The organism is Ruegeria sp. HKCCD7251, from assembly GCF_013031165.1.
Classification (GTDB): Bacteria; Pseudomonadota; Alphaproteobacteria; order Rhodobacterales; family Rhodobacteraceae; genus Ruegeria.
Map to the genome: position 1 here is coordinate 113776 of NZ_WPZC01000005.1, position 23368 is coordinate 137143.

At 57.0% G+C, this 23368-nt stretch carries 22 protein-coding genes; 12 read left to right on the forward strand and 10 right to left on the reverse strand.

Translation table 11 applies throughout. The features are described from left to right. Positions 1-103: 103 nt before the first annotated feature. Together GOX75_RS14055 and ilvA are read left to right on the forward strand one after the other, a co-directional pair. On the forward strand, positions 104-889 hold the full coding sequence (locus GOX75_RS14055) for a hypothetical protein (protein WP_254428807.1): 786 nt from the start codon (positions 104-106) through the stop codon (positions 887-889). A gap of 59 nt (positions 890-948) precedes the next feature. Continuing rightward, positions 949-2175: a threonine ammonia-lyase IlvA gene (gene ilvA / locus GOX75_RS14060; protein WP_171124113.1), complete on the forward strand. Its 1227-nt coding sequence runs from the start codon at positions 949-951 to the stop codon at positions 2173-2175. On the opposite strand, the gene GOX75_RS14065 is transcribed toward ilvA, so the two are convergent. After that, positions 2172-2501 carry an Hpt domain-containing protein gene (locus GOX75_RS14065; protein WP_171124115.1) on the reverse strand — a complete coding sequence of 110 codons (330 nt, stop codon included), beginning with the start codon at positions 2499-2501 and terminating at the stop codon, positions 2172-2174. The two genes, ilvA and GOX75_RS14065, sit on opposite strands and share 4 nt — an antisense overlap. 208 nt (positions 2502-2709) lie before the next feature. Here GOX75_RS14065 and GOX75_RS14070 point away from each other — a divergent pair, with 208 nt between their 5' ends. Next, positions 2710-3933: a PP2C family protein-serine/threonine phosphatase gene (locus GOX75_RS14070; RefSeq protein WP_371808180.1), complete on the forward strand. Its 1224-nt coding sequence runs from the start codon at positions 2710-2712 to the stop codon at positions 3931-3933. On the opposite strand, the gene GOX75_RS14075 is transcribed toward GOX75_RS14070, so the two are convergent. Beyond that, complete coding sequence (locus tag GOX75_RS14075) at positions 3930-4373, reverse strand: NUDIX hydrolase (RefSeq protein WP_171124119.1); 444 nt, start codon at positions 4371-4373, stop codon at positions 3930-3932. The two genes, GOX75_RS14070 and GOX75_RS14075, sit on opposite strands and share 4 nt — an antisense overlap. 76 nt (positions 4374-4449) lie before the next feature. Between GOX75_RS14075 and GOX75_RS14080 the strand changes: the two genes are divergently transcribed. The 8 genes from GOX75_RS14080 to GOX75_RS14115 all read left to right on the forward strand — a co-directional run bounded on the left by GOX75_RS14080 (position 4450) and on the right by GOX75_RS14115 (position 13744). Then, positions 4450-5427, forward strand: coding sequence for an Hsp33 family molecular chaperone HslO (locus GOX75_RS14080; protein ID WP_171124121.1), 978 nt, complete (start codon positions 4450-4452; stop codon positions 5425-5427). After that, positions 5411-6016, forward strand: coding sequence for a CoA pyrophosphatase (locus tag GOX75_RS14085; RefSeq protein WP_171124123.1), 606 nt, complete (start codon positions 5411-5413; stop codon positions 6014-6016). The genes GOX75_RS14080 and GOX75_RS14085 overlap by 17 nt, the downstream gene beginning before the upstream one ends. Beyond that, positions 6013-7167 carry a CCA tRNA nucleotidyltransferase gene (locus GOX75_RS14090; RefSeq protein WP_171124125.1) on the forward strand — a complete coding sequence of 385 codons (1155 nt, stop codon included), beginning with the start codon at positions 6013-6015 and terminating at the stop codon, positions 7165-7167. Before GOX75_RS14085 ends, GOX75_RS14090 begins: the two co-directional genes overlap by 4 nt. A gap of 191 nt (positions 7168-7358) precedes the next feature. Then, the gene (locus GOX75_RS14095; protein WP_171124127.1) at positions 7359-9197 is read left to right on the forward strand and encodes an ABC transporter ATP-binding protein; all 1839 of its coding nucleotides are present in this window, start codon (positions 7359-7361) and stop codon (positions 9195-9197) included. Beyond that, complete coding sequence (locus GOX75_RS14100; protein WP_171124128.1) at positions 9194-11026, forward strand: ABC transporter ATP-binding protein; 1833 nt, start codon at positions 9194-9196, stop codon at positions 11024-11026. The genes GOX75_RS14095 and GOX75_RS14100 overlap by 4 nt, the downstream gene beginning before the upstream one ends. A 108-nt stretch (positions 11027-11134) precedes the next feature. Next, positions 11135-12358 (forward strand): class I SAM-dependent RNA methyltransferase, encoded by a 1224-nt coding sequence (locus tag GOX75_RS14105; protein WP_171124130.1) that lies wholly within the window; start codon positions 11135-11137, stop codon positions 12356-12358. Between the two features lie 21 nt (positions 12359-12379). Continuing rightward, entirely contained in the window at positions 12380-13165 is a 786-nt protein-coding gene (locus GOX75_RS14110; protein ID WP_171124132.1) for an ion transporter, read from the forward strand. Positions 13166-13225: 60 nt separating this feature from the next. After that, positions 13226-13744, forward strand: a complete 519-nt coding sequence (locus GOX75_RS14115) for a murein L,D-transpeptidase family protein (protein ID WP_171123838.1) — start codon at positions 13226-13228, stop codon at positions 13742-13744. Here GOX75_RS14115 and GOX75_RS14120 read toward each other — a convergent pair. From GOX75_RS14120 to cysQ, 7 genes are all read right to left on the reverse strand, one after another. Further along, positions 13728-15173, reverse strand: a complete 1446-nt coding sequence (locus GOX75_RS14120) for a nodulation protein NodH (RefSeq protein ID WP_171124134.1) — start codon at positions 15171-15173, stop codon at positions 13728-13730. The genes GOX75_RS14115 and GOX75_RS14120 overlap by 17 nt on opposite strands. Before the next feature lie 6 nt (positions 15174-15179). Then, on the reverse strand, positions 15180-16880 hold the full coding sequence (locus GOX75_RS14125) for a beta-1,6-N-acetylglucosaminyltransferase (protein WP_171124136.1): 1701 nt from the start codon (positions 16878-16880) through the stop codon (positions 15180-15182). After that, positions 16877-17863: a glycosyltransferase family 2 protein gene (locus tag GOX75_RS14130; RefSeq protein ID WP_171124283.1), complete on the reverse strand. Its 987-nt coding sequence runs from the start codon at positions 17861-17863 to the stop codon at positions 16877-16879. Before GOX75_RS14130 ends, GOX75_RS14125 begins: the two co-directional genes overlap by 4 nt. Positions 17864-18030: 167 nt before the next feature. Then, a complete protein-coding gene (locus GOX75_RS14135) occupies positions 18031-19065 on the reverse strand; it encodes a glycosyltransferase family 2 protein (RefSeq protein WP_371808181.1) in 1035 nt (344 codons plus the stop codon). A gap of 7 nt (positions 19066-19072) precedes the next feature. Continuing rightward, complete coding sequence (galE, locus tag GOX75_RS14140) at positions 19073-20056, reverse strand: UDP-glucose 4-epimerase GalE (RefSeq protein ID WP_171124140.1); 984 nt, start codon at positions 20054-20056, stop codon at positions 19073-19075. Positions 20057-20116: 60 nt separating this feature from the next. Further along, positions 20117-20917 (reverse strand): manno-octulosonate cytidylyltransferase, encoded by an 801-nt coding sequence (locus GOX75_RS14145; protein ID WP_171123846.1) that lies wholly within the window; start codon positions 20915-20917, stop codon positions 20117-20119. Beyond that, complete coding sequence (gene cysQ, locus GOX75_RS14150; protein ID WP_171124142.1) at positions 20917-21714, reverse strand: 3'(2'),5'-bisphosphate nucleotidase CysQ; 798 nt, start codon at positions 21712-21714, stop codon at positions 20917-20919. Before cysQ ends, GOX75_RS14145 begins: the two co-directional genes overlap by 1 nt. Before the next feature lie 122 nt (positions 21715-21836). On the opposite strand from cysQ, the gene GOX75_RS14155 reads away from it, so the two are divergent. Beyond that, positions 21837-22658, forward strand: a complete 822-nt coding sequence (locus tag GOX75_RS14155) for an ABC transporter permease (protein ID WP_171123850.1) — start codon at positions 21837-21839, stop codon at positions 22656-22658. On the opposite strand, the gene GOX75_RS14160 is transcribed toward GOX75_RS14155, so the two are convergent. Then, positions 22655-23257: an alpha-ketoglutarate-dependent dioxygenase AlkB gene (locus tag GOX75_RS14160; RefSeq protein WP_171123852.1), complete on the reverse strand. Its 603-nt coding sequence runs from the start codon at positions 23255-23257 to the stop codon at positions 22655-22657. The two genes, GOX75_RS14155 and GOX75_RS14160, sit on opposite strands and share 4 nt — an antisense overlap. Positions 23258-23368 lie beyond the last annotated feature (111 nt).

Sequence of the window (23368 nt, forward strand, 5' to 3'; positions counted from 1 at the left end):
GCGTAGAACGATTGGCCCCTAACGGGTTTTGAAAGCGGGGGCAAGTTATCTGCGTTGACGCAGGCAGCGATTTCAGGTGAAACGGACGGATAGAGAACAAGGATTGGTTGAAAGGGCAGTTTTTACGATGTTGGGCTGGCAGATTTTTGTGCATTCCGTGCGAATGGTTTTTGGAAATATTAAGCAGGTTCTGCAAATTACCTTTGGGCCGGCACTTGCGGCAACCGCCGCCATCGTCGCGCTGTTTATGGTTCTGGATATACCCTGGGATCAGCTTGATCCGGAAAGCGGTACCTTGCCACCGGGAACGTCATACGGATCGCTGGTGTTCTTCGTCGCAAGCGTGGCCATCGTGGGAATAATCACGATGTTCTGGATCGCCGTGTCCTGGCATCGTTTTATCCTGCTGGAAGAATACCCCCACGGTATTTTCCCGACTTTCCGGTTTGACAGGATTCTCGCGTATTTTGGGCGCGTGTTGCTGTTGGGCCTGCTGATGGGCCTTGCCTTCTTGCCGCTAAGCATGGTTATGGCCGCGATGGGAGCTGGCGCACTGACTTTGGTGGTAATGGTCGCTTTCGCCTTTTTTCTGATCGTTGCATTCTATCGCCTTTCGATCATTCTGCCAGCGGCTGCGATTGGCCATCCAGTAACGCTTGGGGATGCATGGAACAGCACACAAGGAATGGGCGGTGCAATCATCCTGCTTCTTATCGTGAACTTTCTGTTTCAGTTTCTGGTGCAGCTTGCGTTCACCGCGCTCGCGTTCATTCCCCTGCTGGGCATCTTGCTGACCCTGTTCTTCGGTACTTTGGTGTTGCCGCTGATCAATGTCAGTATTTTGACCACGATGTTCGGTGTGTTCATCGAAAAGCGTGAACTGACCTAGCCGCTCGTACACATATGTATTCCTTGCGCTTTCGGCGGTGATGCGGCAGTGAATCCGTCATGAGTGACTTAATGACCCGTGCCCGCGCCGCCGAACAGGAAATGCGATCGGTTTTTCCGCCGACGCCCCTGCAGCGGAATGCCCACCTGTCTGACCGCTATGGGGCTGATATCTGGCTCAAGCGTGAAGACCTAAGCCCGGTGCGGTCGTATAAAATTCGCGGTGCGTTCAACGCCATGCGCAAGCAAAAGGGGCATGACCTTTTCGTCTGCGCCAGCGCAGGCAATCATGCGCAGGGTGTGGCGTTCATGTGCAAACACCTGAACGTGCGCGGTGTGATCTTCATGCCGGTGACAACGCCGCAGCAGAAAATTCAAAAAACCCGCATCTTCGGCGGCGACAATATCGAAGTTCATCTGTCTGGAGACTATTTCGATGATACTCTGGCAGCGGCGCAACAGTGGTGTGCGCAGCAGGGCGGTTATTTTCTGTCACCCTTCGATGATGAGGACGTAATCGAGGGGCAGGCGTCCCTTGCGGTTGAGATCGAAGAGCAACTGGGCCACGTCCCAGACCACGTCATCCTGCCGGTTGGGGGTGGAGGAATGTCATCAGGTGTGGCGACGTGGTTTGGCGATCGAACGCATTGCCTGTTTGTCGAGCCCAAAGGTGGGGCGTGCCTGCATGCGGCGATGGCGGCGGGTCACCCGGTTTCGCTGGATCACGTAGACAATTTCGTTGACGGCGCCGCGGTTGGTCGGATTGGTGCCAAGCCGTTTGAATTGCTCAAGTCACGCCATCTTTCGGATGTGTTGGTCCTGTCCGAAGATCGCATCTGTGCCACGATGATTGAAATGCTGAATGTCGAAGGCATTGTTCTGGAACCTGCGGGTGCCCTTGCGGTTGAGGCGGTTGCTGACGTGCAAAGCTTCATTCGCGGCAAGACCGTGGTTTGCGTCACCTCGGGCGGGAATTTCGATTTTGAGCGTCTGCCCGAAGTGAAAGAGCGGGCGCAGCGCTACTCGGGCGTGAAGAAGTACTTTATTCTGCGCTTGCCGCAGCGTCCCGGCGCGTTGAAGGAATTTCTGAATATCCTTGGCCCGGACGACGATATTGCCCGATTTGAGTATATGAAGAAATCCGCGCGCAATTTCGGCTCGGTCCTGATCGGCATCGAAACCCGGAAGCCCGAGAATTTTGCACGTCTTTTCGCGCATCTGGATGAGGCAGGATTCACCTATACCGACATAACAGACGACGAAACGCTGGCGCAGTTTGTCATCTAAGTCAGGTTCTGCGCCTTTTCGGTCAGGAAACGGGTGCGAGATTCTTCAAATGCGGTCAGAATTTCAGGCAGGTTGACTTCGACCGCTTGGCCAGAGGCCGCCGACCGCTCACCGTCCTGGCACAGCCTTGAGAAGTGGTCAAACCCAAGGCTCAGGGCGCTGCCTTTGAGAAAATGCAGGTTTTGTTCCAAGTCTTTCCGTAACGTGTCCTGTTCCGGTCGGTCGATCGCTTCTTGCACTTCGTCCAGAAAGATCTGAACGACCTCGCCAAACTCGGCGCTGCCCACTTCGTTCCGCAACTGATTGACCCTGGACCAGTTGATCATGCCCGAAATCTCCAAAACAAAACCGCGACATGATTTTGGTAGCGTTGTACCGGTAAAGGGCAAGTTAAGCGACGCAAAAATCAACCTTCACCTGATGTTAAATAGCCGAAGCCTACGGTCTTTTTGCGCGGGGGGTGCAGCTAGGGAGCAGAGGATTCGGGTGGCAGAGGTCAGTCAAGCAGAAGCCAGGTCAGAGTTGGATTTTGGAGTGATCCAGAAGGTGCTTGTCGTAGATGACAGCCGACTTCAGCGGCGCATTCTTGTGGCCTCGCTCAAGAAATGGGGGTTTCAGGTTCTTGAGGCGGATAATGGCGCTGCCGCGCTGGAAATCTGCGCAAAGGAATCGCCGGACCTGGTCCTGAGCGATTGGGTCATGCCGGGGATGAGCGGCCTGGAATTCTGTCGGGCATTTCGGTCGTTGAATCGAGAGGTGTACAGCTATTTCATCCTGCTAACCTCCAAGAGCGAAAAGCAAGAGGTCGCGCGCGGGCTGGACGCCGGGGCAGACGACTTTCTGATTAAGCCGCTCGAGGCGGACGAATTGCGAGCCCGTATTTCAGCAGGCGCCCGAATTCTGGATATGCAGCGCGAGTTGTCCGAGAAAAATCGCCTGATTGAATCAGCGTTGGAAGACCTGAAGCTGGCGCATGACGCCATCGACAAAGACCTGATGCAGGCCCGCAAGATTCAGGAATCTCTGGTGCCGGAACTGACGCGCAGCTTCGGGAATTCCCGAGTCAGCCTGTTGCTGAAACCCTGCGGTCACATCGGCGGCGATCTTGTCGGCATGTTCTCACCCGGTGTGAACAGGTTGGGATTTTACAGCATTGATGTGTCGGGCCACGGCATCACCTCGGCCATGATGACAGCGCGGCTGGGCGGGTATCTGTCCAGCAAGCATTTCGACCAGAATGTAGCGATGGAAAAGCGGTTCGATAAATTCTATGCGCTGTTGCAGCCCGAGAAGGTCGCCGAGACCCTGAATTCCCGATTGATGGCGGATGCCGGGATCGAAGAATACTTTACCATGGTCTATGGGATCATCGACCTGCGCAACGGGCACTTGAAAATGGTGCAGGCGGGCCATCCCCACCCATTGGTGCTTCGTCAGGATGGAGGAACTGCGTTTCTGGGCGAAGGCGGGCTGCCAATCGGGTTGTTGCCGGACGTGTCTTTTCAGCGGATTGAAACCTATCTGAACCCCGGCGACAGGCTTCTTTTGTATTCCGCCGGCTTTACGGAATGCACGATGGCGGATGGGCAATTGCTTGAAGAAGAAGGGCTGCGTCAAATGGCGATCAAATGCACCAAGGGTGCCGCAGGGTCCGATTTTCTTGACAACATCTTTCGAGACCTGACCCAAGCCATGGCCCCCGGCAGCAGCATGGATGACGATGTCTCGGCCGTATTTTTCGAATACGGAGGGCCCTAGAGCGTATCCAGATGCAAACTGGCGAAATGACGGTCGCCGCCATTGCCCAACATCTCAACCGCGTCTGCAGTATACATCCACAACGCTTCGTGAAACGGTTCGGTCGGGGCGCCGATATTGCGGACGGGACGAGCGCGGTAGATCAGACAGACCTTTTCTGCCCATAAGTCATATTCCGGCATATAGGCGAACCGGCGAAATGCGCCGACACGACGTGGATTGGCCACCAGCCAGCCTGTTTCTTCGAAAACCTCTCGGTGAAGGGCCGTTATAGGCGATTCGCCGGGATCAATACCGCCGCCGGGCAATTGCAGATCAGGGCCGGGTTCCATCTGACAAGTCAGCAAAAGGTGCCGACCCCGGGGCAACAACGCGTAAACGCCGACCCTTCGTATGTATTTACGACCCGCTTGTGGGGTTTCACCGAACCGTCTGATCATGTATTGCCCCTTACAACCCGAATTGTTCGACCTATATGCTGGCGGTATGCCAACCTGTGGCGTGTAAGGAAACCCCATGTCTCTTGGAACCAAAATCGCGTGGGACGATACCGTCCTGCCCTTTCAACTCGATGTATCGGACATGCGTGGCCGCGTGGCCCGTCTGGACGGGGTGCTGGATGGCATCCTGAAACAACACGACTATCCCGAAAAGGTCGAGGCTCTGGTCGCTGAGATGGCCCTGCTGACCGCGTTGATCGGTCAGACGGTGTCCTTGCGCTGGAAGCTGTCCCTTCAGGTACAGTCCAAGGGCGCCGTTCGCATGATTGCCACCGATTACTATGCGCCCACCGAAGAAGGCGAACCGGCGCGCATTCGGGCTTATGCCAGCTTTGATCGGGACAGGCTGACCGATGCCAGCCCGTTCGATCAGGTGGGCGAAGGGTATTTTGCGATCATGATCGACCAGGGCGAAGGTACGCATCCCTATCAAGGGATCACTCCCTTGGCCGGCGGGTCGCTCAGCGCCTGTGCCGAAGCCTATTTTGCCCAGTCCGAGCAGTTGCCGACACGGTTCTCGCTGAGTTTTGGAAAATCGACCGAACCGGGCGTTGGCGAACATTGGCGCGCGGGCGGGATCATGCTGCAGCATATGCCCAAAGCCTCGCCGTTTGCGGCAACGGGCGAAGGCACCGGAGACATTCTGACCACCAGCGATCTGGTCGATGGCGAGGAAGGTGAAAACTGGGGCCGCGTGAATATCCTGCTGGATACGGTCGAGGATCTGGAACTGATCGGCCCGTCAACCGCGCCGACCGACTTGCTGGTGCGCTTGTTTCACGAAGAACAGCCCCGCGTCTATGACGCCCAGCCGGTGCAATTCGGATGTACCTGCTCTGAAGATCGCGTGCGGCAGAGCCTGTCGATCTATTCGGCGAAGGACATTGAAAAGATGACGACGCCCGAGGGCAAAGTCACCGCAGACTGCCAGTTCTGCGGCGCGCATTACGTGCTGGATCCCGGCACCGTCGGTTTTGATGCTGACCGGCCCTGATCCGACAGACGTGCTGCGGGCGGCGCTGAGCCGCCCCGGCGACGGGTCAAGTGATTTTGACCTGAACCCCGACACTGTATTGCCGGAAGGTCGGAAGCTGCGCCCGGCGGGGGTTCTGGTTCCGGTTTCCGTTGTCGGAAACACTCCGCGTGTGATCCTGACCAAGCGTTCGTCAGCGCTTAAACATCATCCAGGTCAGATTGCCTTTCCGGGCGGCAAGCAGGACAAAGGTGACGCCGATGTCACGGCCACCGCCCTGCGTGAGGCGCGGGAGGAGATCGGTTTGCCTCCGGACCTGCCGGACATTCTGGGCCATTTGCCGACCCATGAGACAGTGACATCCTTCACGGTCACCCCGGTACTCGCCATTCTGCGGGACAGGTTTCAGCCGGTACCGGAACCGGGCGAAGTGGATGAGGTGTTTTCGGTCCCGCTGGCGCATGTCCTTGATCCCGCAAACTACATTATTGAGTCGCGTCGCTGGCGGGGTCACAAACGGTATTATTTTACGGTGCCGTTCGGTCCCTATTATATTTGGGGCGCGACGGCCCGCATGCTACGGGGTCTGGCCGCGCGGGTGAGCGAATGACGCAAATTTCCGAAAGCTGGGTTTCCGATCCGGCGACACAAAAGGTTTGCGCGGTGTTGACGGACGGCGGGGCGCAGGCGCTGTTTGTCGGTGGCTGTGTGCGAAATGCGCTTTTGGGCGCGGCCGTGTCCGATATCGACATTGCGACGGACGCCCGCCCGCAGCAGGTTGTCGAGCTTGCGCAAAACGCGGGGCTGAAAGCGATCCCAACCGGGATTGATCATGGAACGATCACGGTGGTCTGTGATGGCGTCCCGCATGAGATCACCACCTTCCGCCGTGACATCGAAACTGATGGCCGCCGCGCGGTTGTGGCGTTCTCGGACAATATCCAAGAGGACGCGGCACGCCGGGACTTCACCATGAACGCACTTTATGCGCAGCCTGACGGGACGGTATTGGATCCACTGAATGGCCTGCCGGATTTGCGGGCACGGCGGGTGCGCTTCATCGGAACCGCAGAACACCGCATCCGTGAAGATTACCTGCGGTCTTTGCGCTATTTTCGGTTCCACGCTTGGTATGGTGATGCAGAGGCTGGGTTTGACGCGGATGCTCTGGCGGCGATTGCGTCCAATTTGGACGGATTGTCGGATTTGTCCCGCGAACGTGTCGGGGCCGAGCTTTTGAAATTGCTGGGTGCCCCCGATCCTGCACCCTCTGTCGCAGCCATGCGCAGCGTCGGCGTTCTGGCGCAACTTGTGCCGGGTGCAGATGATCGGGCCCTTGCGCCACTGATTATGTTGGAGCAGCAGGCAGGCGCCGCACCAGATCCCATCCGGCGGCTCGCCGCGATTGCGACGCCCGAAATTGCAAAGACCCTGCGCCTGAGCAAGGCGCAGCTTCAGCGACTTACTCAGATGCGGGATGAGGCAAGCGGGAACGCGTCTACCGCAGAGCTTGGGTTCCGATATGGCGAGGAAAGCGGTCTGCACAAAGTGCTTCTGAGATGCGCCTTTTTCGAACAGCCCTGGTCCGAGGAGATGCGCACCGACCTTCACGCCGGGGCCAAAGCCGAATTTCCAATCACCGCGTCAGACCTGATCCCCGAATTCACCGGCCCCGCGCTGGGCCGGAAACTGGCCGAGCTTGAGGCCCGCTGGATTGCTTCGGGTTTCGTGCTGACCCGCGACGATTTGCTGAGCGGCTGAGGCGTAGTCTCAAAAAGGGATGACAAGTCGCAGTCTTTGTGCTTACGTTCGCCTGTCACTTAAATGGAGGGATGCGAATGTATTACGGGATCTGGTTCGGCTAAAGCCGGGACACCTTGACCCGTTGGGGTGGTGTTCTAGCGCCATCTTTCTTCGCATGACCAATTTTCTGCTCAATCGGAGCACTCTCCATGTTTCGCTTTTTCGAAAACCTCGTTGACCCTTTTGCCGCCTACAAGGAAGCTGACACGCCGCCCACGCGGTTGTGGCCATTCATGTTGGAATACTCCAAGCCGTTCTATCGGGTATTCTTCTGGGCGGGGCTGATTTCAGTCATCGTAGCGGCAGTTGAGGTCGGGCTGATCTACTATATGGGTCGCGTAGTTGACCTGTTGACCGGACCGCCGGCCGAGGTGTGGAAGGCCCACGGGACTGAACTGATCCTGATGGCCCTTTTTGTCCTTTTGCTGCGGCCCATGTTGCATGTCGTGGATGTGCTGTTGTTGAACAACACGATTCTGCCGAACTTTGGCACCCTTATCCGCTGGCGCGCGCATAAACATGTGCTGCGTCAGTCCGTGGGCTGGTTCGAGAATGACTTTGCGGGCCGCATCGCCAACCGGATCATGCAAACGCCCCCGGCAGCGGGCGAAGCGGTGTTTCAGGTCTTTGACGCGATCTCTTTCTCGCTGGCCTATTTGATCGGGGCGGCGGTGCTGCTTATGGCGGCTGATCCGCGCCTTTTGCTGCCACTGCTGGTCTGGTTTGTCCTGTATGGATTGCTGGTTCGTTGGACGGTTGCTCGGGTAGGTCCCGCGTCGCAGGCGGCGTCCGATGCGCGGTCTGCCGTGACGGGGCGGGTGGTCGACAGCTACACCAACATCCACTCGGTCAAGATGTTCGCCCATGACGCGCAGGAACTGGACTATGCCCGCGAAGCCATCGAAGAAACACGCCGAACCTTCCAGATCGAGATGCGGATTTTCACAATCATGGATGCGGTTCTGGTCACACTGAACGGTCTGTTGATTGTCGGAGTTGTTGGCTGGGCGATTGCGTTATGGATGCAGGGCAGCGCCTCGGTTGGGGTGGTCGCGGCGGCTACCGCTTTGACTCTGCGGCTGAACGCGATGACCGGTTGGATCATGTGGGCGCTGACCAGCTTTTTCCGTCAGCTTGGTGTTGTGGCCGAGGGGATGCAGACGATTGCGCAACCCATTGATCTGTTGGATGTGCCGGGCGCCAAACCGTTGCAATTGTCCAATGGTCAGATCGACATTCGTGATCTGTCCCACCATTACGGGCGCAAGACCGGGGGTTTGGACCACGTCAATCTAACCATTCAGCCGGGTGAAAAGATCGGTCTGATCGGGCGGTCCGGAGCCGGGAAATCGACCCTAGTAAAGCTACTTTTGCGGTTTTATGACGTCGAGCAGGGTGCGATCCTGATCGACGGTCAGAACATCGCGCAGGTCACGCAGGACAGTTTGCGCAGTCATATCGGCATGGTGCAACAAGACAGCGCGCTGCTGCACCGCTCGGTCCGAGATAACATCCTCTATGGTCGTCCTGACGCGACCGAGGCTCAGATGATCGCCGCCGCCAAACAGGCCGAAGCGCATGAGTTCATCCTTGATCTGCAAGACCCACAAGGGCGCACGGGTTATGACGCGCATGTGGGTGAGCGCGGAGTGAAACTGTCTGGTGGGCAACGTCAGCGGGTGACCTTGGCGCGTGTGATCCTGAAGGATGCGCCGATCCTGCTGTTGGATGAAGCGACATCTGCCCTAGATTCCGAGGTCGAAGCTTCGATACAGGAAACTCTTTACGGCATGATGCAAGGTAAAACCGTGATCGCCATTGCCCACCGGCTGAGTACCATTGCCCAGATGGACCGCATTCTGGTCATGGACGACGGAAGAATTGTAGAGCAAGGCGGCCATGCCGAGCTGTTGTCCCATGGTGGGCTTTACGCCCAGTTCTGGGCGCGGCAATCTGGGGGCTTCCTGAACCCGGAGGCCGCGGAATGAGGATCGCTGACCTCATAAATCCGTTCAAAAACATCGAAACGCCCCCGCCGCAAACACTGGGGGCGTTCATTCGCTGGTGCTTGTCCGGCGCGTGGCCCATGCTGTTTGTCGCGGCCTTCTTTTCCGCAACCGCTGGCGCGATGGAGGCCGGAACTGCCTGGATTCTGGGATTGGTGGTCGACATTGCAACCGCAGGCGGGCCCGAGAGCTTTCTGACCGCTAGCAACATGTGGATGATATTCGGCGCAGTTGCCTTTTTCATGCTGTTGCGCCCGGCATTGTTCGGGTTGTCCTCACTGTCGAACAATTACATCGTAATGCCCAATATCACGCCGCTGGTTCTGGCCAAGCTGAACCGTTGGACATTGGGGCAGTCCGTCACCTATTTCGACGACGACTTCGCCGGACGGATCGCCCAGAAGCAGATGCAAACTTCGAATGCGATGGCGTCGGTCGTGTCCGAGACCATCAGTGCGATCGTCTTTGCCCTCGCCTCGCTTGTAGGTTCACTCCTTTTGTTAGGGTCTATTCATCCGCTTGTCATGCTGCCCTTCACGGCTTGGCTCGCCGTTTATTTCCTGCTTATCCGCTGGTATTTGCCGCGCATCCGCAAACGCTCGGCCGCGCGGGCTGGGGCGCGGGCGATGGTGTCGGGGCAGGTGGTCGACACCATCACGAACATCAAGACCGTAAAGCTGTTTGCGCATTCTGCCTACGAAGATCAGGCTGCCCGCAATGCGATGGTCGACCTGCGGGAACGGTCGCTGGAGTTCGGTAGTTTGTCTGCCAGTTTCAGGTTCATTCTGATGACGCTGGCAGGTGTGCTGCCGGTTGTGCTGATGGGCGCAACGATCTGGTTGTGGCAGGCGGGAATTGCAACGGCAGGCGACATCGTTGCGGCGGGCGCAGTTTCTATCCGTATTGCCCAGATGACAGGCTGGGTCAGTTTCACGCTGATGGGCCTCTATGCGAATGTCGGTGAGATTGAGAATGGAATGATGACTCTCGCCAAACGGGACCGGATTGTGGACACAGCAAACGCGTCCGATCTGCAGGTGCAGGACGGTCGGATCGAGTTTGACCATGTCAGCTTTGCTTATGGGCGCGATGTCGGCGGTGTAAGCGATGTGAATATGACCGTATATCCGGGTGAGAAGCTGGGCATAGTCGGCGCTTCCGGGGCAGGGAAGTCAACTTTGGTTTCCTTGCTATTGCGGCTCTATGACGGGGAAAAGGGCACAATTCGCATCGACGGTCAGGATGTACGTCAAGTGACACAGGACAGCTTGCGCAGGCATATCGGTATGGTCACGCAGGAAACTGCGATGTTCAACCGCTCGGCGCGTGAAAACATCCTGTATGGCCGTCCTGATGCCACAGAAGCCGAGATGATCGCCGCGGCACAAAAGGCAGAGGCGCACGAATTTATCCTTGGCTTGCAGGACGCCCACGGTCGCACAGGATATGATGCCCATCTGGGTGAGCGTGGCGTAAAACTCAGCGGGGGACAGCGCCAGCGGATCGCCCTGGCGCGTGCGATCCTGAAAGACGCGCCGATCCTTGTATTGGATGAGGCGACATCTGCGCTGGATTCCGAGGTAGAAGCCTCGATCCAAGCCGCCCTGCACCGCGTGATGCGGGGCAAGACCGTCCTTGCGATTGCACACCGGCTTTCAACGCTGCGAGAGATGGACCGGATCATCGTGCTGGATCAGGGGCGCATTGTCGAATCCGGCACTCATGACGATCTGCTGGAACAGGGCGGCCTTTATGCACGGTTCTGGCATCGTCAGTCTGGTGGCTTCATTCAAGCAGAGGCTGCGGAATAGCTTTTAGCTGATTGGCTCGGGTGGTCCGGCGGCGTTTTTATGTTCAACCCGACCGTGACGGTGTCAAAGGGGTTTTGTTGCGGGCAAAGCCCCGGTATCAGGCGGATCATGACGCAGACATTCACCATAACGCGCCTTGGTCATCAGGGGGATGGCATTGCCGAAGGCCCCGTTTTTGCACCGCGCACCTTGCCGGGAGAAGCGGTCAGCGGCACCGTTGTCGGGCAGCTTTTGACCGAGGTCCGGGTCGAAACCCCCTCGGATCAAAGGGTCAAGGCGCCGTGCCGCCACTACAAGTCTTGTGGTGGATGCCAACTGCAACATGCATCAGACGCATTTGTCGCCGACTGGAAGGTCGAAATTGTGCGCAAGGCGCTGGATGCGCAGGGGATCGAAGCGGACATGCGCCCAATCCATACCTCACCCGAACGGTCCCGGCGTCGGGCAACCGTTGCTGTGCGGCGCACGAAAAAGGGCACTTTGGCTGGGTTCCATGGCCGCGCATCCGATACGATTTCCGAAATCCCGGATTGCCATTTGCTGCATCCCGACCTGATCGCCGCGATCCCGGTGGCCGAGGCGTTGGCCCTGCTGGGGGGCAGCCGAAAAGGGGTTCTGGCCGTGACGCTGACCCTGTCCGAGGGTGGTCTGGACGTGGCAGTCAAAGGCGGCAAGCCATTGGACGGCCCGCTTGAGCTGGCCCTTGCGCAGGCGACCGAACACCATGGTCTTGCACGGCTCAGTTGGGATGACGAGGTTATCGCCACGCGGCAGCAGCCGGTTCAACGCTTTGGGACGGCCGAAGTCGTACCTCCGCCCGGCGCGTTTCTGCAGGCCACCAAGGACGGCGAACAGGCTCTATTACAGGCTGTTTTGCAGGCAACCGAGGGGGCAAAGCGCGTTGTCGACCTGTTCGCAGGCAGCGGTACCTTTTCGCTTCCACTAGCGCAGACCGCCGAAGTTCACGCAGTGGAAGGCGAGGCCGAAATGTCGGCCACGCTGGATCAGGGGTGGCGCAAGGCTAAAGGGCTGAAGCGGGTAACGACCGAGGCGCGCGACCTGTTCCGCCGACCCTTGATGCCGGATGAACTTAGGCATTTTGACGCGATCGTGCTGGACCCGCCGCGCGCAGGGGCCGAGGCGCAGGTGTCCGAGCTGGCGCAGGTAAAACGCCCAGTGATTGCTTATGTCTCTTGCAACCCGGTTACATTCGCCCGTGACGCAAAAACGCTGGTTAACGCGGGTTACACCCTTGAATGGGTACAAGTGGTTGACCAGTTTCGGTGGTCGTCACATGTCGAACTTGCCGCCCGCTTTACTCTGAACTCATAACCCTGACAGGAGAGCACCCGAATGGGGATCACCCAACGCCTGCAGACAATCATCGACGCCCCGGCTTTTGGCCATTTCATCACCGGAGTCATCCTGTTCAATGCGGTCCTGCTGGGGATGGAGACATCTCCGACCCTGATGGAGCTGGCAGGCCCGGTGATCGTGACATTGGATCAGCTATGTCTGGCCATCTTTGTTGCCGAAATCTCGATGAAGCTGATTGCCACGGGGCGGAATTTTTTCAAGAACGGGTGGAACAACTTTGATTTCCTGATTGTGAGCATCGCCCTTGTGCCCAGTGCGGGCAGCCTGTCGGTTTTGCGGGCGCTGCGTATTCTCAGGGTGCTGCGCGTGATTTCGGTTGCGCCCCGTTTGCGCCGGGTGGTCGAAGGGTTCATTTCAGCCTTGCCGGGCATGGCCAGTGTGTTCCTTCTGATGGCGATCCTGTTTTATATTGGCGCGGTGATTTCGACCAAGCTGTTCTCGGAGTCTTTCCCGGACTGGTTCGGCGATCTTGGCCTGTCAGCCTATACGCTATTCCAGATCATGACGCTGGAAAGCTGGTCGATGGGCATCGTGCGCCCGGTTATGCAGGTTTATCCCTATGCGTGGGTTTTCTTTGTGCCATTCATCATGGTCACGACCTTTGCCGTTGTGAACTTGCTGGTGGGTTTGATCGTGAACTCGATGCAAGATGCCCACCACGCCGAGGATGAGGTAAAGACCGATGCCTACCGCGATGAGGTGCTAGAGCGCCTTGAATCCATCGAACGTCGCTTAATTGAGCAGTCGAACATCAAAAAGTGATTTCAGTTTTTCGGATTTCTGGCATAATCCTGAAAAAAACAAAACGGCAGGCAGTGAAACATGGATCGTCGAGCATTTGGATTGGGTGCTATGGCAACGCTGGGCCTTTCGGCCTGCGCCTCGGCAAACCCCAGATTTCTGACATATGATGGACCAGAAGTGACATCTTTGGTCATCAACAAAAGTGCGCGGAAGATGTATCTTCTGCACAACGAACACGTTCTAAAAGAATACAAGGTGGATCTGGGTTTTGCGCCCGCGGGGACCAAGACCAAACGCGGTGATGGTCGCACGCCCGAAGGCACGTACCTGATCGACCGCCGCAATCCCAACAGCAGTTATCACCTGTCCCTCGGGATTTCTTACCCAAACTCGGATGACGTTGCACAGGCAAAGGCAGCAGGCGTTGATCCCGGTGGCGATATCTTTATCCACGGCCAGCCCAACAAGCGATCTGAACGCAAACGCGCGAAAAAGACGCCGGATTGGACGGCCGGATGCATTGCGGTCAAGAATGAAGAGATTGAAGAAATCTACGCAATGGTGAACCGCGGTACGCTGATCACTCTGCGCCCTTAACAGGTTTCCACGCACCAAATCCGAATTGCATATAGTCGCGCTGGTAGGCATCTGCCGCCAGCGTTTCGAGCGCTTCGTCGTAGATCTCGCCTAGCGTGTAAGGGCTGTCAGGGTCGGTTATTGTTGGCACCAGCGGGGTTTCGTGCCCCAGCGACCGGGCCAGATTGGGAAGGGCTGATGCCAGTTCTTCTTCCCTCAGGATCACATCGGGCAGGGCAAATGACACCATTCCTTCCAACACCTGCGCCTGACTGCACCACATTCCGTCAACGCGAACCGGCGTCTGACCCGCAAGGTTCTGGCGCAGAAACTGCAAGAAAGCGGAAAATGCCTCTAGGTGTTGGTCGATAGGGTAGTTGTCTTTGCGCAATTGGCCTGGAATGGGAATTTTGAACCGATTGCGCAGCATATTGCGGATCTTCAGATAAGAACCCGGTCCGGTGCTTAGGATTTTAGAACAAAAAACGGAATGCGCACGGGCCAACGGATGGCGCAGCACGGTGAACTTCCGGTGACCGGGATGGGAAACCATCCACCTCCGTGCCTGCTTTCGGTTCTGGTTGGTGATCAGGGCATCCATGTCCACCCCATCCAGATCAGCCAGCCATTGCGAAACCTGTGCTTCAACCCCTCCGCGCACAGGCAGGTACATCAGTGGTGTGTTCGGCGCGGCCACGTAGTTGGCTACTGCCGGACCACGCTGGGGTTCAAAATTGGGGGTGCGATACAGATTGAACCTGTCGACTTGGGACAAGTCACGCTCAAGCTGATCCGGGTTTGTGACCTTGGACTGGGTCGCCTCGGGGTTTTGAGGTTTCAGCGTGTCATCAAGTTCCGTAAGCCGCCCGGCAACACCCAGCCATTCTGCCAGACCATTCAGCGATTCCAGCCGATTTAAATCGTCATACGCGATGTAGAATGGGGTCTGACCCGAGTCTTGCAGGTGATGAAGCAGCAAAAGTTGGAAATTCTGCTGTTGGTCCAGGTATTTCTGAAACTCGACCACTTTAAATTCGATGCGGGCCTCACGCCTGCGTTTCACGTTTTTTAGCTGCCACTGCTTGGTTTCCCGCGCAATTTGCAACGATATGAAACTGTCCAAGGGATTTCGCGTCAGGATAATCTTGGCGCAGCGGGGATCGCTTAGAACAGGCTCTAACACGCGTGGATCGTGGCCATCAAAAAAGCGGAAACCATTCAGGCCACAAGGCGCTTCGCGGATCGCGTCCAGCAGGTCGGTCGGATTCTGGTCCCGCTGCTCAATCGAAATGCCCAGCAGTTCTTCGGTTTTCAATCGCCCTATGAAATGCGGGTTGAACGCCTCGCCGTGGCTGGTGACCCCGTCCAATGCGTTCAGGTTGGCCTCCAGCAGGTTTGAGCCCGTGCGCATGGCGGCAAGAATAACGAAATAGTCGAATTTTTGGCTCATATCCGGTTATCGCACCAAATAAGGTTTTGGATATGGCCTGACCTGTTTTCCGAACACGTCGTCTGACGGAAAGTCGCCCATCATGTAGGGATGCATCCCCTGGTTCTTGAGGTTTTGCAGGAATTGGCCAAATCCCGAAAGGTCAACCATGGTCGGGGTCTGTGTGAGATGGCTTTGGTTTTGAATGCCTATTTCGCCGACCACCGTCTGAAGCGGTTCCATCGGTGTTTCAACAAATTCCGCAAGAGACCACGTTCGAACCCGCGCCTTGGTCCACACCGAGTTCAAAACCTCAAGCTGTTTGGTTTCGATCTGCTGAAGCCGGGCGGCCTCGTTGCGAATGTCCGAGAAATTCAGGTTGGACCGAAACAGAGGGATGGCCCATGCGCCGGTGATCACCGAGACTTGGGCATTCTTGTCACGCGCCAGAAACCAGTTGATCTTTTGTGTATCACGGGGCCCGAACTGAAAACACTGCCGCTCGCCTCGGGTATTCCAGACAAGGTTGGATAGAAAGGCGGTCGGGTTATAGTCCCGCAATTTCGCACAATCGCTCAATGCGCCGTTTATGATGGTTTCTCCGCCCGAGAACTCTGCCCGGCTGGGTGCGAAAAGGTGGCCGTGCACGCGCCCGCCTGTTGTTTCAGTCAGCCAAGGCTCAAAATCCTCGAACAGTTCAGCAAAGCCCTGAAAGACGGAATATGGGAAACAGGTCAGGCCATTCTCGCTGCCATGACGGGGAAAGCGGCTTTGCATATACAGCCCGTCCCGTCCCCGTGTGCGGCGCTCGACCGCCTTTGAGAATACGCGGTCGATCTTCCCCGGATTGGGTTCTGCTGGTTTCATTGTGCCAGCCTGATCGGCGAGAAAGGACTGATACAGTCGATCCGCGTCGCGCCAGACCTTACGGGCCACAAAGCAATCAGACCTGCGCAAAAGCTGCAGGTGGTCGTCGTAGAAGATATGCGGGCGCCCCTGATAGTCGAATTTGGACAGGGTGAGTGACCGACTTTCGATTTGGATCGAATAAAGGCGCGCCAATGTCTGAAAATAGCTTTCGTCGGGTATCCAGACCCGGCGAAAATACCGATCATACACCTTGCGCTTGGGGTCCTGCAAAATGGCGGACAGCGTCTGACGGGTCAGGCACCACCATTGGCTGCCCATGTGTGGCACCAATCCTTTGGGGATGCGGCGCCGCATCCCAAGCGCTCGTTGCAGCCGGACGTACAGATCGAACAGCTTGCGGTGCTTGCGCCACGAGAACGGAAACCTCAGCGTGAACCTTTCCTGATCCAGCCCTCCGATGGTCCAGCTAACATCGGCAGTGGTTGCGCTTTCGATGAAATCCACGCGTGGACGTTCCGCAAGATAGTCAACGAGTTCGGAAACCGGTCGCAGTGGAAGACAGGCACCCGACGACAAGTAAACGTGGTGAACATCCGGGAACGCGTCCAGCATCAGTTCGGCCGCGGATTGCGAGGCTGCCACGATGCTCCACCCACCCCACTGGCACGTGTGTCGCTCGGAAAATCGGATGAGCGGCGTGTCCGCACAGGATGTGGCCAGATCGGAATATGCCTTGTCCGAGACTTTTTGATCGACGTGAATGACAACAGGACACCCGGCGGTGGCCCAATGGCGCGCAACCTGCTCGACCCGGTGCAGCGCAGAATGAACTAGCATGACGATGCCAAGTTTGCTCATGCCCAGTTTCCTTTGGACATGAGCCCCAGAATTTCGAGCTGCCGCCAGTTGATGTATTTCTCGGACCAGTCGCACCAAAAGACGGGCTGGTCTTCCAACCCTTGAGCATAGGCGCGGTATTCCCCCGATCTTCGATAGTGTTGGCCGCGCTCCATTTCTTCGCGGGCCTTATCTCCCAAAGTGTCGATCAGCTTGGCATGCAGCAGCGCCCCGCTGGTCTTTTCGCCGCCCCATTCGTCATAAACTTGGTTCAGGCCGCGCGGCAGCAGAGAGTGGGTCGAACTGACATAAACATAGCGCCGGTCCCACTTGACCAGCGGTATCTTGTTCAGCGCGGGGGCTTTGGATGGGTTGTCCCGGAAAAACACCCGCGCGCGTGGGCCGCCCTGAATCCACAGGTTTCCGTAGTCGTGGTTCTTTGTGATCATGTAGTTGCCCGAGTCGAACCAGCGGGCGATTTCGAACGGGTCCTGACCCTCAGTGTAGGGTTCGGCTTCAACAGGGCCACGCGGGTACATGTCGATCAGCATCGTGCCAAAACTGCGTACGGCGCATCCGTCCAGCCAATCGGTCAATGCCCGCACCGGGCGGGTGTCGCAGAACGGGTAAATAAAGAACTCATCCGGGTCGACTGTCAGAACCCAATGACCATGCGCGTATTTGCGCAGCAGGTAATTCGACCAGTCGATGCCGAACGTAGCCCGCTTATAGCTTGCATCAGCCCGCCAGACTGAAACATCCGGTTGATCGGCTAGAAATGCGCCGGTTCCGTCATCACTGTCATTGTCGACGAACAAAAAGTGATTGACCCCCAGACGGCGGTAATATTCCAGAAAGAATGGCAGGCGAATTTTTTCGTTTCGCACGACGCTCACCAACAGGACATCACGCCGTTTGATATTCTGTGTTTTCGTCGAAACGGCCGTAAGATCACGCCGTTTTCTAAGGCAGCGCAATATACGGCGCTTGCGCCGCAATCTCATTCGGTAAGAATCTAACAGGCTCACGTGACTGCCCTACCTTTTGATTTACGCGAGCATACCCGGGGCCTGGATCAGCCAGAGTGGTGCCGGGTCATTATCGGATTATGCCACTTTTCCATCTATCGAGGCAACGCATTTACAAGCCGTTAGCCGAAGAGGCCGAATTTTCAATCAATATTGCCCATCAGCCCAAGCTGCTGCAGTTGCCTCCAGCCTGTGTAACGCTCTGACTGAGGTGTCCACATTAAGGGGCGATTAATTATCCCGTCATAATAGTCCGCGAACTGATCGGGGTTATGGAAATGCTGCCGCCGGGTTTTTTCGACCTTCGATTTCTCGATCACCTCGGGCAGAAACTTGGTGTGCAGTAATACGCCCGACGGTCTGCTGTCATCTGGACCGTCATAGGCGGCGTTCAATTTTCGCGGTAAAGCCGAATGGCACGAATTTACGTAAGCATACCGCCGGGACCACCGAACCAGAGGAAGCTTGTTCAATGTCGGGGACTGCCGCGGCGTGTCGGCAAAGAACATTCGTTCGCGCGCGCCGCCCTGTACCCATAGATTTCCCAAGGGAGATTGCCGTTTTGCGCGGTAAGGACCGGGGTCAAACCAGCTCAGAACTGCAGTTGGGTCAGTGTCGGGTTCATAGCCCTGAACCCCCAGCTGTTCCTTGGGATAAAGGTCCAGCATCAGCGCGCCAAACGCGTCGCGACCCTGTTGGTCCAGAAGGGACGTCAGATCATGAAGGGATTGCGTATCATGCTCTGGGTAGATCAGCAGCTCATCGGCATCCACCATTAGCGTCCAGTGCTCGTGCCCATGCCGCATCTGTAACCAGGTCAGCCAGTCCAGCCCGTACCGCGCATCGCGATAGCCGGCATGCGTCTGCCACAGCGACACGTCCGGCTGGTCGCAAAGAAACACGACCGACCCGTCCTCGCTGCCGTTATCCACAATCAGAAAGTGATCCACACCCAAGGCCCGATAGTGCCGCAGAAACCAGGGCAGGCGGGTAATTTCGCTCCGAAGGGTCGTAAAGGCCAGAATGTCGCCCGGTTTGATCGCGCGGGTTCGATCCAATAGCGGAGTCAACTGGCGGCGGCTGCGAAATGATCTCCACAACAGCCGCCGTCGTTTCAGGCGCAGCCGGTACTTCTGCACCCATGAAAGGGGCGGCAGAATATCCTCGGTACCGGTCACAGGGGGCTCATTTCTCGTAATGGCCGTTTTGATGCCAGCGCCACGCATCGGCAATCATCGTTTCTAACGTAGATCTATTCGGCGCCCAGCCTAGTTCGTCACCGGCGCGCACCGACCCTGAGACCAGCTTGGTGCAGTCCCCGGCCCGGCGCGGTCCGATGGAATAGGGCACGTCGCGATTGGTGACGGACGTGGAATGTCCGATAACCTCCATCACGGAAAATCCGCTGCCTGTCCCAAGGTTGAACACGCGGCTGCCCTTGTCCTGTTCCAGCCAGTTCAGACCCAGAACATGCGCATCGACCAGATCGCAGACATGGACATAGTCGCGGATGCAGGTTCCGTCCGGTGTGTCATAGTCGGTGCCAAACACCGTCAGGCCGTCGCGCTTGCCGTCGATGGCATCCAGCATCAGCGGGATCAGATGAGTTTCAGGGCGGTGGAATTCGCCCACCTCACCGTCAGGGTCCGCGCCTGCAACGTTGAAATACCGGAAAATCACGTGGTTCAGACCATGCGCTGCCTGAAAGTCGCGCAGAATATCTTCGATCGCCCGTTTGGATGCACCATATGCGTTAAGCGGTTCCTGCGGCGTGTTTTCGTCCAGCACGACATTGTCGTGTTCGCCATAAGTGGCGCAGGTCGATGAGAACACGAAGTTCAGGCACCCGGCGGCAACGGCGGCCTCGATCAGAGACAGCGATCCGGTGACATTGTTGGTCCAGTATTTGCCCGGTTCCGACATCGCCTCACCCACCTGGCTGAGGGCCGCGAAATGCATCACGGCGGCGGGCTGGTATTTGGCGAAAACCTCGTCTAGCCGGGCGCGGTCCAATAGGTCGCCCTGTTCAAAGGGGCCGAATTTCACAGCGTCCTGCCAACCGGTAATCAGGTTGTCAAAGGTCACAGGCGTGTATCCTGCTTGCGACAACGCTTTGCAGGCATGCGACCCGATGTAGCCGGCACCGCCGGTCACAAGAATATTAGTCATTCAAAAGTCCAATTTGTCTTGCCGCCCAGAAAGGCCGATTATTTCTGATATGCACCGCGGTCAGTCCAGCCCCATGGCGGCCATCATCTGTTCCAGTTTCGGCACGTCCTGCGGGTTGTTCAGTTCCCAGAACTGACGACCCTTGGCTTCAACCTCGACGCAAAGAACCTTGCGCCCGTTTTCCATGAAGCGCAGTTGTTCCAGACCTTCCAACTGTTCCAGCGGGCCAACGGGCCATGTGGGGTAAGCAGCCAGAGCATCGGGACGATAGGCATAAACGCCGACGTGGTGAAAAACTGGGGTGTCGTCCGCCGATGCATAGGTCTGGGCGGTATAGGGAACCACTTCTTTCGAAAAATACATGGCGCTGTGATCTGCGGCGAAGACGGCGGTCGTGCCGCCGACGCGCCCGTGCTTGCGATCGTTCAGAAGGCTGTTCAGCGCATCACCGTCGCAGCGCAGAACCGGTGTGGCGACGCCTGCATCTGGTGCGTCGCGCAGCCCTGCGATCAGGTCTTCGACGAACCAATGCGGGGTCAGCGGTGCGTCGCCCTGTAGGTTGACCACGATGTCATAGCCCATGCCCAGATTGGCGTGGGTTTCTGCACAGCGTTCGGTGCCATTTCCACAAGATTCCGAGGTCATGACAACTTCGGCCCCGAATTCTTCGGCCGCGTCACGGATGCGGTCGTCATCGGTGGCGACAACCACCTTGTCCACACCGGATACGGAACAGGCCGCGCGCCATGACCGTTCAATCAGGGTCATTGCTTTGCCACTTGCTCCGGTCAGGGGAACCAGGGGTTTGCCCGGATAGCGGGTCGAGGCATAGCGGGCGGGAATGGCGATCAGAACGGACATCAGGCTTCCTTCAGGTCAACACCCGGAGCGTAGGCGATGAAGAACGGGTTTGCATAGCCGTCCTTGCCATAGGTCAGAGGTGTATGGTCGTCAAAGCGAACCACATTACCGCCAGCGCCTGCCAGAACGGCGTGACCTGCGGCTGTGTCCCACTCCATCGTGCGGCCGACGCGGGGGTACAGATCGGCCTCACCCGTTGCCACCAGACAAAATTTCAGCGATGAGCCGGCGCTTTTGCTGTCCTGCACCTGATACTTATTGATGTAATCCTCGGTCGCCTGATCCCGGTGTGATTTCGAAGCCACGATCAAAAGTGCGGAATTGTCCGGTTTAGAGACTGAGATCGAGGTCGTTTCGCCGATATTGTCCTTATCGAGCGCGCCGGTTTCCTCAACCGATTGTCCGTCGGGTTGCGTGTAAAACATGCGTCCTTTGGCAGGGGCATAGACCACACCTCGGGTCGGCGTGCCATTTTCAACAAGTGCGATGTTCACGGTGAAATCGCCGCGGCGGTTGATGAATTCCTTGGTCCCGTCCAGTGGGTCGACGATCAGGAACGTGTCGCCTTTTTCCGAGTGCGAGTCTGCCTGTTCCTCGGTCACCAGCAGAATATTCGGGAAAGCGTCGCGCAAACCCGCCGAGATCAGGGCGTCTGCGGCCTCATCAGCTTCGGTCACTGGGCTGGAGTCGGATTTGACCTTCACGTCGAAATCATCCGAATTATAGATTTCCATGATCTTGTCGCCAGCTTCCAAAGCCAATCGGCGGATGACGGGGATAAGGGCGTCGTACGTCACAAAAATGCTCCGTTCCTGTGATTTGTTGATTGAATATTCTGTCGGCCTTATGATGTGCCAGTTACGGATCGGCAAGAATTTCGTGACAGTTTACAGGCGATTGGGCAGGAAACGACGCACGCGTGTTTTATTTTAAGCGAAATCAGACCCTTTTGGGTGGCGCGTTCACAACGGCTGAACTGGTGTTTCACGCCGTCGTGCGCAACATCCGCGCGGGTCATTCCAACGCAATTATCGCAATTGTGAAGAATGTCATTCAGGTTCTGGCACTGCTCACTGTCTTTTACCTGATAATGTCCTTTCTTGGGACCCGCGTTGCGAAGGTTCGGGGTGAGTTCATTTTGTTTCTGCTGTCGGGTATCTTTCTGTTCCTCACACATGTCAAAGCGGTTGGTGCAGTGTCCGGTGTTGGTACCGGCGACAACCCGATGATGCTGCATTCGCCGATGAACATGATGGTGGTTCTGTTGGCTGCCGCGTTTGGAACGCTTTATACGCAGTTGGTATCTATTTTTGTGATCCTGTTCGGTTACATAGTCGTCGTTGCCCCGTTGGAAGTTCAAGATCCAGGCGGTGCGTTCTACATGCTGATATTGGCCTGGTTCACGGGGTGCGCTGTAGGTGTGGTGTTCATGGCCCTGAAGCCGTGGTTTCCAACGACTTCGACGATTCTGAGCACGATTTATCGCAGATTGAACATGGTCTTTTCGGGAAAGATGTTCGTGGCAAACGCGCTGGGCGGTTTCATGTTGACGATGTTTGCGTGGAACCCGTTGTTTCATATCATCGACCAGTGCCGCGGATTTGTGTTTCGGAACTATTTTCCGCGCAACACCAACTGGGAATATCCAATCTGGGTTGGCTTGACGCTGTTGCTGATTGGTCTGTTGGGAATTTTCTACACGCGCCAGCAAATCTCGCAGAGCTGGAACGCGCGCCGCTAACTGGCTACGCGAAGGGTCAGGTTGATCCTTCCGCCTTTCGGCAACAGCTTGGATGACCCGAACCGGATGCGATCCACGCCGTGATAGGTCAGGCGCGCAGGGCCACCCATAATCACGACATCGCCCGAGTTCAGCCAGATCGACTCGGTCTTGCCGCCTCGGGCGCTGTTGCCAATGCGGAACAAGGCGTCATCGCCAAGCGAAATTGAGAGAACCGGCCAGGAAAAATCTGCTTCGTCCTTGTCCTGATGCAGCCCCATTCGGGCATTTTCGCCGTAATAGTTGATCAGGCAGCAATCCGGGTCACGTTCCGCGCTGGCCAGATCGCGCCAGACTGCAAGAATGGGTTCGGGGATTGACGGCCAACTGACCCCTTTGGGATGCTGCGACTGATACCTGTAGCCCGCGCGATCTGTCACCCAACCCAACGATCCGGCCGAGGTCATGCGAACGGACATTTCCTTGCCCGAGGGCGTAACAGGCCGGAACAAAGGCGCGGACTTCAGAATCGGGCGCAGTACCTCGACCAGCCCTGTTTGTTCAGTGCTGTCCAGATAGGCTTTTCTGATGTCGAAATCGCGCAAAATCAGCCGCGCCATCGCAGAATCCTCAATCCTTGCCAAAACCTTGCGAAAAAAGGCCACAGAATCCCGAAAACCTGCGATTTACACCGCTTGCAGGCTTTTGGTCCCGCCCTTATATACGCCGGG

Coding starts and splice junctions, on each gene's coding strand:
- GOX75_RS14075 (WP_171124119.1), bottom strand. CDS start 4,373: ATGATCAGACGGTTCGGTGAAACCCCACAAGCGGGTCGTAAATACATA.
- GOX75_RS14115 (WP_171123838.1), top strand. CDS start 13,226: ATGGATCGTCGAGCATTTGGATTGGGTGCTATGGCAACGCTGGGCCTT.
- ilvA (WP_171124113.1), top strand. CDS start 949: ATGAGTGACTTAATGACCCGTGCCCGCGCCGCCGAACAGGAAATGCGA.
- GOX75_RS14110 (WP_171124132.1), top strand. CDS start 12,380: ATGGGGATCACCCAACGCCTGCAGACAATCATCGACGCCCCGGCTTTT.
- GOX75_RS14125 (WP_171124136.1), bottom strand. CDS start 16,880: ATGAGCAAACTTGGCATCGTCATGCTAGTTCATTCTGCGCTGCACCGG.
- GOX75_RS14085 (WP_171124123.1), top strand. CDS start 5,411: ATGCTGACCGGCCCTGATCCGACAGACGTGCTGCGGGCGGCGCTGAGC.
- GOX75_RS14120 (WP_171124134.1), bottom strand. CDS start 15,173: ATGAGCCAAAAATTCGACTATTTCGTTATTCTTGCCGCCATGCGCACG.
- GOX75_RS14090 (WP_171124125.1), top strand. CDS start 6,013: ATGACGCAAATTTCCGAAAGCTGGGTTTCCGATCCGGCGACACAAAAG.
- galE (WP_171124140.1), bottom strand. CDS start 20,056: ATGACTAATATTCTTGTGACCGGCGGTGCCGGCTACATCGGGTCGCAT.
- GOX75_RS14095 (WP_171124127.1), top strand. CDS start 7,359: ATGTTTCGCTTTTTCGAAAACCTCGTTGACCCTTTTGCCGCCTACAAG.
- GOX75_RS14160 (WP_171123852.1), bottom strand. CDS start 23,257: ATGGCGCGGCTGATTTTGCGCGATTTCGACATCAGAAAAGCCTATCTG.
- GOX75_RS14080 (WP_171124121.1), top strand. CDS start 4,450: ATGTCTCTTGGAACCAAAATCGCGTGGGACGATACCGTCCTGCCCTTT.
- GOX75_RS14105 (WP_171124130.1), top strand. CDS start 11,135: ATGACGCAGACATTCACCATAACGCGCCTTGGTCATCAGGGGGATGGC.
- GOX75_RS14065 (WP_171124115.1), bottom strand. CDS start 2,501: ATGATCAACTGGTCCAGGGTCAATCAGTTGCGGAACGAAGTGGGCAGC.
- GOX75_RS14100 (WP_171124128.1), top strand. CDS start 9,194: ATGAGGATCGCTGACCTCATAAATCCGTTCAAAAACATCGAAACGCCC.
- GOX75_RS14145 (WP_171123846.1), bottom strand. CDS start 20,917: ATGTCCGTTCTGATCGCCATTCCCGCCCGCTATGCCTCGACCCGCTAT.
- GOX75_RS14130 (WP_171124283.1), bottom strand. CDS start 17,863: ATGAGATTGCGGCGCAAGCGCCGTATATTGCGCTGCCTTAGAAAACGG.